Annotated in this window: 7 protein-coding genes; 5 read left to right on the top strand and 2 right to left on the bottom strand. The window is 72.1% G+C overall.

What is annotated here, in order from left to right; all coding sequences use genetic code 11:
* Positions 1 to 165 precede the first annotated feature (165 nt).
* Complete coding sequence (locus BCF74_RS16845; RefSeq protein WP_106299084.1) at positions 166 to 1428, bottom strand: HRDC domain-containing protein; 1263 nt, start codon at positions 1426 to 1428, stop codon at positions 166 to 168.
* Between the two features lies 1 nt (position 1429).
* Positions 1430 to 2014, bottom strand: a complete 585-nt coding sequence (locus BCF74_RS16840; protein WP_106299082.1) for a DUF3000 domain-containing protein — start codon at positions 2012 to 2014, stop codon at positions 1430 to 1432.
* Positions 2015 to 2125: 111 nt separating this feature from the next.
* Between BCF74_RS16840 and BCF74_RS16835 the strand changes: the two genes are divergently transcribed.
* Genes BCF74_RS16835 through BCF74_RS16815 form a run of 5 tightly spaced genes read left to right on the top strand, consistent with a single transcriptional unit; the run spans position 2126 to position 8212 of the window.
* Positions 2126 to 3664 (top strand): pyridoxal phosphate-dependent decarboxylase family protein, encoded by a 1539-nt coding sequence (locus BCF74_RS16835; protein WP_106299081.1) that lies wholly within the window; start codon positions 2126 to 2128, stop codon positions 3662 to 3664.
* Entirely contained in the window at positions 3664 to 4968 is a 1305-nt protein-coding gene (locus BCF74_RS16830) for a lysine N(6)-hydroxylase/L-ornithine N(5)-oxygenase family protein (protein WP_106299083.1), read from the top strand. Before BCF74_RS16835 ends, BCF74_RS16830 begins: the two co-directional genes overlap by 1 nt.
* On the top strand, positions 4965 to 5507 hold the full coding sequence (locus BCF74_RS16825; RefSeq protein ID WP_106299080.1) for a GNAT family N-acetyltransferase: 543 nt from the start codon (positions 4965 to 4967) through the stop codon (positions 5505 to 5507). The genes BCF74_RS16830 and BCF74_RS16825 overlap by 4 nt, the downstream gene beginning before the upstream one ends.
* The gene (locus tag BCF74_RS16820) at positions 5504 to 7369 is read left to right on the top strand and encodes an IucA/IucC family protein (protein WP_106299079.1); all 1866 of its coding nucleotides are present in this window, start codon (positions 5504 to 5506) and stop codon (positions 7367 to 7369) included. Before BCF74_RS16825 ends, BCF74_RS16820 begins: the two co-directional genes overlap by 4 nt.
* Before the next feature lie 9 nt (positions 7370 to 7378).
* Entirely contained in the window at positions 7379 to 8212 is an 834-nt protein-coding gene (locus BCF74_RS16815) for a DMT family transporter (RefSeq protein ID WP_106299078.1), read from the top strand.
* The last annotated feature ends 266 nt before the right edge of the window (positions 8213 to 8478 follow it).

Here is an 8478-nt window from a genome sequence, read left to right as displayed (position 1 = left end):
TATGCCGCCCGCTTCCCGGGTGTCGGCCGGCCGCTCACTGCGCGTATGCCGCCCGCTTCCCGGGTGTCGGCCGGCCGCTCACTGCGCGTATGCCGTCTGCTTCCCGAGCGTCGGCCTCCGGCTCACCGGGCGTATGCCGTGCGCCACCGCGCGTATGCCGCCCGCTCACGGTTGCGGCGTGTCCGCCGCCGCGTCCGGGTTCGCGGCGAACGCGCGCTCGAGCATCGGGGCGACGATCCCGGCCTGCCAGCGGCGCACGCCGTGCTCGCGCAGAGCCGCGGCGAAGGATGCCTCGTCCGGCGTGGACGGGGGGCGCCACACGACCCGGCGCAGGGGGTCGGGCGAGCAGACGTTCTCCACCGGGATGGAGTGCTGCTGCGCGAAGGTCGTCAGCTCGGCCCGGGTGTCGGCGAGACGGGCGGCCGCGACGGGGTCCTTGTCGGCCCAGGAGCGGGCCGGTGGCGGGCCGTCCGAGCGCAGCGTGCGCGGCGGCAGGTCGGCCTCGTCGATGGCATTGGCCCGTCGGACGGCCGCGACCCACTGGCGGCCATAGCGCTGGATGGCCCGGTGTCCGCTCGGCAGGTCGGCGGTCGTCGTCGGGGATTCGGACGCGATGGCGACCAGACCGGCGTCGGGCAGGACGCGACCCGGCGAGGTGTCGCGTTCGCGGGCGATGTCGTCGCGGGCGTACCAGAGCTCGCGCACGACCGCGATCCCGCGGCGGCTGCGGATGGCGTTCATCCCGCTGGTGCGTCGCCACGGGTCGGAGCGCTCGGCCGGGGCCCAGTCGAGGAGGGCGTCGAACTCCTGCTGCGCCCACTCGGACTTGTCCTGCTGGGCGAGGTCGACGCCCATGAGGTTGCGCAGGTCGGTGAGGACCTCGACGTCGAGGGCGGCATAGCGCAGCCACGGTTCGGGCAGCGGCCGCGTCGACCAGTCGACGGCGGAGTGCTCCTTGGCCAGGGCGAGGCCGAGGTAGTGCTCGACGACGGCGGCGAGGCCGACCCGGGGCAGCCCGAGCAGCCGGGCCGCGAGCTCGGTGTCGAAGAGCTGGCGCGGGCGCAGCCCGACCTCGGCGAGGCAGGCGAGGTCCTGGGTCGCCGCGTGCAGGATCCACTCGGCGCGACCGATGGCGTCGTCGAGCGGGCTGAGGTCGGGGCATGCGATGGGGTCGATGAGCCAGGTGCCCGAACCCTCACGGCGCACCTGGACGAGATAGGCCCGCTGCCCGTAGCGGTAGCCGGACGCGCGCTCGGCGTCGATGGCGACGGGTCCCTCACCGGCGGCGATGGCCTCGGCCGCTGCGGTGAGGCCGCGCTCGGTGTCGACGACGTCGGGGGTGCCCTCCGCCGGCGCGTCCAGCGGGACCGGGGGCGGCGGGTCGGGCGCCGCCTCGGGCTCGGCGTCGGATCGTTCGGTGTCCGTCATCTCAGCGTCGCGGTCCGGGCAGGGCGACCACACCCTCGGGAAGCGGTGGGAGGCCGGCGATCGTGCAGAGCAGGTCCGACCACGCGAGCAGGTGCGCACCGGCGTCGGGACCGATGGGGGTCCAGGACGCGCGGACCTCCATCTCGACGCTCGCCGGCCGGTCGGCGAGCCCGGCGAAGCTCTGGCTGACGACGCGCGTCACCGTGCCGGCCTCGGCGCTGGCCTCGACGCCGCGACCGGCGAGGGCGTCGACGAGCCAGCTCCAGCCGACCTCGCCGAGCAGCGGGTCGGCGGCGAGCTCGGGCTCGAGCTCGGCGCGCGCGAAGGTCACGGCCCGCCATGGTCCGCCCCACGGCTCGGGGGACGAGGGGTCGTGCAGGAGGACGAACCGACCCGAGGCCAGCTCCTCGTCCTCGCCGGCCGAGCCGAGCACGTCCGCGGTGAGCGCGACGGCATACGGCGCGATGCGCTGGGGCGCGGGCACCTCGGTGACCCGGATCTCCGGACGGAGCCGGGCGTGCCGCAGGGCCTCGAGCGCGTCGCTGAACTCGGGGGACTCGCGGCCGGGAAGGGTGCGGGTTGCCACCCGATGAGGGTATGCCGCGTGCGCACCTTCCCGGGAGAGGGCACGCCGGGGCTGCGCCGCCTCCCGGACTGGGGTTGCTCAGGTGACCCTAAGTAAGGTTAGGCTCACCTCATGTTGCCGGACGAGACGCCGACCGCCCTGTCCCTTCTCACCGCACGGACCGCGAACGCCTGTGCCGCAGCGGTGGTCGGCTCCGCGAGTGCCGCGTCGGCGGCGCTGGCCGGCGCGGCGAGACCGTTCACCGGCGCCCGGCCCGAGCCGCTCGGTCGGGCCGTGGCCGAGGTCGACCTCGACGCCCCGCTCGGAGACCTCGACCTCGTGATCGCCGAGGTCGAGCGGCTCTGGCTGCGCGACGCCGTGTGGTTCCACCATCCCCGCTACGTCGCCCACCTCAACTGTCCCGTCGCGGTGCCGGCCGTGGCCGCCGAGGCGATGCTCGCGACGGTGAACGCTTCCCTCGACACGTGGGACCAGAGCGCGGGCGCGATGCTCATCGAACGGCGGCTCGTCGAGTGGACGGCAGAGCGCGCCGGGCTGGGCCCGGACGCCGACGGCATCTTCACCAGCGGGGGCACGCAGTCCAACCTCCAGGCCCTGCTCCTCGCCCGCGACGAGATGCTGGCAGCCCACCCCGAGCTCCCGCGGGCCGAGGCCCTGACCAGGCTGCGCGTCTTCACGTCGGAGGCGAGCCACTTCAGCATCGAGCGCGCGGCGGCGCTCCTCGGGCTCGCTCCCGACGCGGTCGTCACAGTGCACACCGATGACGCCCGGCGGATGTGCGTCGGTGCGCTGGTCGAGGAGGTGTCCGCACAACGGGCCGCGGGCAACTTGCCGTGCGCCGTCGTCGCGACGGCGGGCACGACCGACTTCGGCAGTATCGGCCCGCTGACCGAGATCGCCGACGTCGCGCTGGCCCACGACCTGTGGCTGCACGTCGACGCGGCCTACGGGTGCGGCCTGCTCGCCTCGGTGACGCGCCGTCACCTGCTCACCGGCATCGACCGCGCGGACTCCGTGACGGTCGACTTCCACAAGTCGTTCTTCCAGCCGGTGAGCTCGAGTGCCGTGCTCGTGCGGGACCGGACGACCCTGCGGCACGTCACCATCCACGCGGACTACCTCAACCCCGTCGAGCACGCCGAACGCCGCGGCATCGGCGACCAGGTCGACAAGAGCCTGCAGACGACGCGTCGTTTCGACGCCCTCAAGCTGTGGTTCACCCTGCGGGCCATGGGCGCCGACCGCGTCGGCGAGCTCTTCGACGGCGCGATCGACCTCGCCGCGGCACTGGCCCGGCACCTGCGGCTCGACCCACGGTTCACCGTGGCGGTCGACCCGGTGCTCAGCACGGTGGTCTTCCGGTGGTTGCCGGAGGAGCGCGCGGACCGGGAGGACGTCCTGCGGGTCGACGCCGCGAACACGGCGGCGAGAGAGGCGGTCATGGCACTGGGTGAGGCGGTGGTGGCGTCGACCAAGCTCGATGGGGAGACCTGGCTGAAGTTCACGATCCTCAACCCGACGGTCGAGCTGCGGGAGCTCGTTGAGGTCTGCGACCTCCTCGCCGCCCACGCCGAGGACGCGTTCGACGACGGGCGAGAGCTCGTGACGTCCGGTGTCGCCGGCTCGAGCGCAGGGGAGGAGGTCGCGTGATGCACGACGTCATCGGCATCGGGCTCGGCCCGTTCAACCTCGGTCTCGCCGCGCTGCTCGAACCGGTCGAGGACGTCGACGCGGTCTTCCTCGAGGCACGCGACGACGTCGCCTGGCACCCCGGGATGCTGCTGCCGGACAGCCGCCTGCAGACCCCGTTCATGTCCGACCTCGTGACGATGGCCGACCCGACCTCGCGCCACTCGTTCCTCGCCTTCCTCAAAGAGACGGGCCGGCTCTACCCCTTCTACATCCGCGAGTCGTTCTACCCGCTCCGCCGGGAGTTCGACGCCTACCTGCGCTGGGTCGCGAACCGGCTGGACGGCATACGACTCTCGACGCGGGTCACCTCGGTGACCTTCGACGAGGGGTCGCGCGGCTGGGTCGTCGCGGCGACCACGCCGCAGGGTGAGCAGCGGTATGCCGCCCGCTCACTCGTCGTGGGCACCGGCACCACACCGTACGTCCCGACCGGCTGCGCCGGCCTGCCCGCGGACGCGCACAACTCGACCTACCTGCGGCGGCGCGAGTCGCTGCTCGACCGGCGGCGAGTGGTCGTCGTCGGCAGCGGCCAGAGCGCGGCCGAGGTGGTCCGCGACCTGCTCACCGTCGACGACGGACGCGATCGCGAGGTCGTCTGGGTGACGCGCTCGGCGCGGTTCTTCCCGCTGGAGCTGACCAAGCTCACGCTCGAGCTGACCTCGCCCGACTACATCGACCACGTGCACGGGCTGCCGCAGTCACGGCGCGACGCGCTCGTCGGGTCGCAGGCCCCGCTCTACAAGGGCATCTCGGCCGACCTCGTCGACGAGATCTACGAGCTGCTCTACGCCCGTGGGATCGACGGTCGGCCCCGGGTGCGGATGCTCACCGGGACAGAGGTCGTGGACTCGTCGACCGGCGCCGACGGCGTCCATCGGATGACGTTGCGGCACAACGAGACCGGCGAGGAGCGGGTGCTCGAGGCCGACGGTGTCGTCCTCGGGACGGGGTACCGGCACGAGGTGCCGGCGTTCCTTGCTCCGGTCGCGGACCGGATCCGCTGGGACGAGCGCGGTCGGTTCGACGTGAAGCGGGACTACCGCGTCGACGTCGACGGACCGCCGATCTGGGTGCAGAACGCCGAGCTGCACACGCACGGGTTCGCCGCGCCCGACCTGGGCATGGCGGCACACCGCAACTCGTGGATCATTCGTGGGCTCACCGGTCGCGAGGTCTATCCCATCGAGACGCGCATCGCGCACCAGGAGTTCGGGCTGCCGGAGATCCCGGCCCTCGACGCGGTCGAGGAGGTGTCGGCATGAGGACGTTCACGCTGCGCCCGGTGGTTCCGGAGGGCGACGCCGGGCTGCTCCACCGGTGGGTGAGCCACCCGAAGTCGCGGTTCTGGCAGATGGGTGACCACGACCTCGAGGCGGTGCGCGAGGAGTACCGAGCGATCGCCGAGCACCCCTCTCACGACGCCTTCCTCGGTCTCGACGGAGGTGAGCCGGTGTTCCTCGTCGAGCGCTACGACCCCGCCCACGACGCGGTCGGCACGGCCTATGCCGTGTGTCCCGGTGATGTCGGCATGCACGTCCTCGTCGCGCCGACGGACCGACCCGTGGCCGGGTTCACGCGGGCCGTGTTCGCGACCGTCATGTCGTGGTTGTTCGCCGATCCGTCGGTCACCCGAGTCGTCGTGGAGCCGGACATCGAGAACACCCGGATCCACGCCCTCAACGCCTGGGCGGGCTTCGAGACCCACGGACCGGTCGACCTGCCGGACAAGACCGCCCTGCTCAGCTTCTGCACGCGCGAGGCCTTCCTCGCCTCGCCCGCACATCGAGGAGATGCGGCATGACCCTCACGTTCTCACGGAGCCCCGCACGCCGCCCCGCCTCCCGGCCAGACGTTCCCGCGGTGCCGCCGGCCACCGTGCCGGCAGCCACTGTGCCAACGGTCACCGTGCCGAGCCATCTGCGGCCGGAGCACTGGGCGCGCGCCACACGCTGGCTGGTGCGCAAGGCACTCGCGGAGCTGTCCCACGAGCGGTTGCTCGCTCCGGAACCCGTGGGCGACGGACGGTACGTCGTCCGCACAGGCGACGGCACGGCATACGAGTTCACGGCGCGCGTGCTGCCGCTCGAGCACTGGCTCGTCGACGCGGACTCGATCGTCCGGACGGTCGACGGTCAGCAGCGCGATCTCGACGCGCTCGAGCTCTTCGTCGAGCTGCGCGACCGGCTCGAGCTCGGGCCGAACGTGCTGCCACTGCTGCTCGAGGAGGTGTCGGCAACCCTTGCGGCACAGGCCTATCGGTGGTCGGTGCCCCAGCCCAGGAGCAGCGAGCTGGTGGGAGCCGACCTGCTCACCGTCGAGGCCGCAATGCGCGAAGGGCACCCCTGCTTCGTCGCGAACTCCGGGCGGATCGGGTTCGACGCGGCTGAGTACGAGCGCTACGCGCCGGAGGCCGCGCCCGACGTGCGGCTCGTCTGGGTTGCTGCGCGCCGTGAGCTGGCAACCTTCGCGTCCGGGGCGGGGATGAGCGAGGAGCGGCTGTTGGCGCGCGAGTTTTCGGCGGACACGCTGGCGCGGTTCGAGTCCGTGCTCGTCGAACGCGGACTCGGGTTCGCGGACGTGCACCTGCTGCCGGTGCACCCGTGGCAGTGGGACAACCGGCTCACGACGACGTTCGCCGCAGACCTGGTGCGTGGCGACCTCGTCCTGCTCGGCCACGGCGACGACGTGCACCGGCCGCAGCAGTCGATCCGGACGTTCTTCAACACGTCGGTGCCGACGCGCAGCTACGTCAAGACGGCGCTGTCGGTGCTCAACATGGGGTTCCTGCGTGGTCTCTCCGCGGCCTACATGGAGGTCACCCCGGCCATCAACGACCACGTCGCCGGCATCGTCCGTGGTGACGAGACGCTGCGGCGGCTCGGCTTCGACGTCCTGAGGGAGCACGCTGCCGTGGGGTACCGCAGCCCGTCGTACGAGGTTGCGGCAGAACGCGGTTCGCCACATTTGAAGATGCTGGCGGGGCTGTGGCGGGAGAGTCCGGTGTCGCAGCTGCGGGACGGCGAGACGCTGGCCACCATGGCGAGCCTGCTGCACGTGGACGAGTCAGGCCGGTCGTTCGCGGCCGAGCTCGTGGAGGCGAGCGGTCTGACCGCGGGGGAGTGGCTGAGGCGGTACCTCGAGGCCTACCTCGTGCCGGTCACCCACTGCCTCGTCGCCCACTCGCTCGCGTTCATGCCACACGGGGAGAACGTCATCCTCGTGCTGCGGGACGGCGTCGTCGACAGGGTGCTCATGAAGGACATCGGCGAGGAGGTCGCGATCTTCGGGGACGGGGCGCTGCCCGAGGCGGTCGAGAGGGTGCGCGTGCGGGCCGACGCTCCGACGCAGGCGCTCTCGGTGCTCACGGATGTTGTCGACTGCTTCCTGAGGTTCCTCGCGGCGGTCCTCGACGAGGAGGGTGCGCTCGACGCGGAGGAGTTCTGGGGCCTGGCTCGCGAGGTGCTGCAGGAGTATGCGGAGTCGCACCCGGAGCTGGCCGCTCGCTGGGGCGAGCTCGACCTGTTCGCGCCCGAATTCGACCTGTGCTGTCTCAACCGCCTGCAGCTGCGCAACAACCAGCAGATGCTCGACCTGGCTGAGCCGACAGAGGGCCTGGTGTTCGCGGGACCGATCGCCAACCCGTTGGCGGAGGTGCCCTCCTAGGCTGCAGTCATGCTGTCGCTCCTCGCCCTCGCGTCCTCGGCGGTGTGGGGAACGGCCGACTTCTTCGGTGGACTCGTCTCGAAGCGGCTTCCGGCAGTCGCTGTCGTCGGGGTGACCCAGGCGCTGGCCTTCGTCGGACTGTGCCTCGTCGTCGCGGTCCGGACGGTGCAGGGTGCGCCACCGCAGTGGGGCCCGTGGGTCGGCTGGTCGGTCCTCGCCGGGGTGTCCGGCGCGTGCGGGCTCGTCGCGTTCTACACGGCGCTGGCGTCGGGGACGATGGGCGTCGTCGCGCCGATCGCGTCCATGGGGGTGGTCGTGCCCGTCGCGCTCGGCGTCGCCTCCGGTGAGGCACCGTCACCGTGGGTGTGGCTCGGGATCGTCGTGGCCGTCGTCGGCATCGTGCTGGCGTCGGGGCCGGAGCTCTCGGGTGAGGTGTCGGCTCGGCCGGTGCTGCTCGCCGGGTTGGCGGCGCTCGGCTTCGGCCTGGCGCTCTTCGCGCTCGACCGGGGTGCGCGGGACTCGCTGTTGCACACCGTCTGGGGGATGCGCGGGACGTCGTTCGTGCTGTTCGGGTCACTGGCTCTGGTGCGCCGGAGCGTCGGCGGCGTGTCGCCGCGGGACCTGTTGTCGCTGGCTCTCATCGGCTCGGCGGACCTCGTCGCCAACGTGCTCTTCGCGACGGCGTCCTCGCGCGGGCAGGTGTCGATCGCAGCGGTCCTCGGGTCGCTCTATCCCGTCGCGACGATCCTGCTGGCGCGGGTCGTGCTGGGGGAGCGGCTGCGTCCCGTGCAACAGGTCGGGGTCGTCTGCGCCCTCGCCGGCGCCGCCGTCATCTCCCTCTGACCCCTGGCGACTCATTGCCGATTCCGTTCACCCCAACCGCCACTGATTGCCGATTCCGTGCACCCCGGGGCCGCCGACTGATTGCCGCTTCCCGGCAGCGGGGGTATGCCGTGGCCTCACCGACCACTCCCGTCCCACCACTGATTGCCAGTTCTCGTCACCCCGAACCCGACTGATTGCGCACAGTTCGCATACGTCGTTCGTATGCCGTCCCGTCACCGGCCGCTCCCGTCTCACCACTGATTGCGCACAGTTCGCATACGTCG

It is taken from the genome of Knoellia remsis (assembly GCF_003002895.1).
GTDB classification, from domain to species: Bacteria; Actinomycetota; Actinomycetes; order Actinomycetales; family Dermatophilaceae; genus Knoellia; species Knoellia remsis.
The sequence above is the reverse complement of the archived record's forward strand: the minus strand, read 5'-3'. Positions and strand labels throughout refer to the sequence as shown.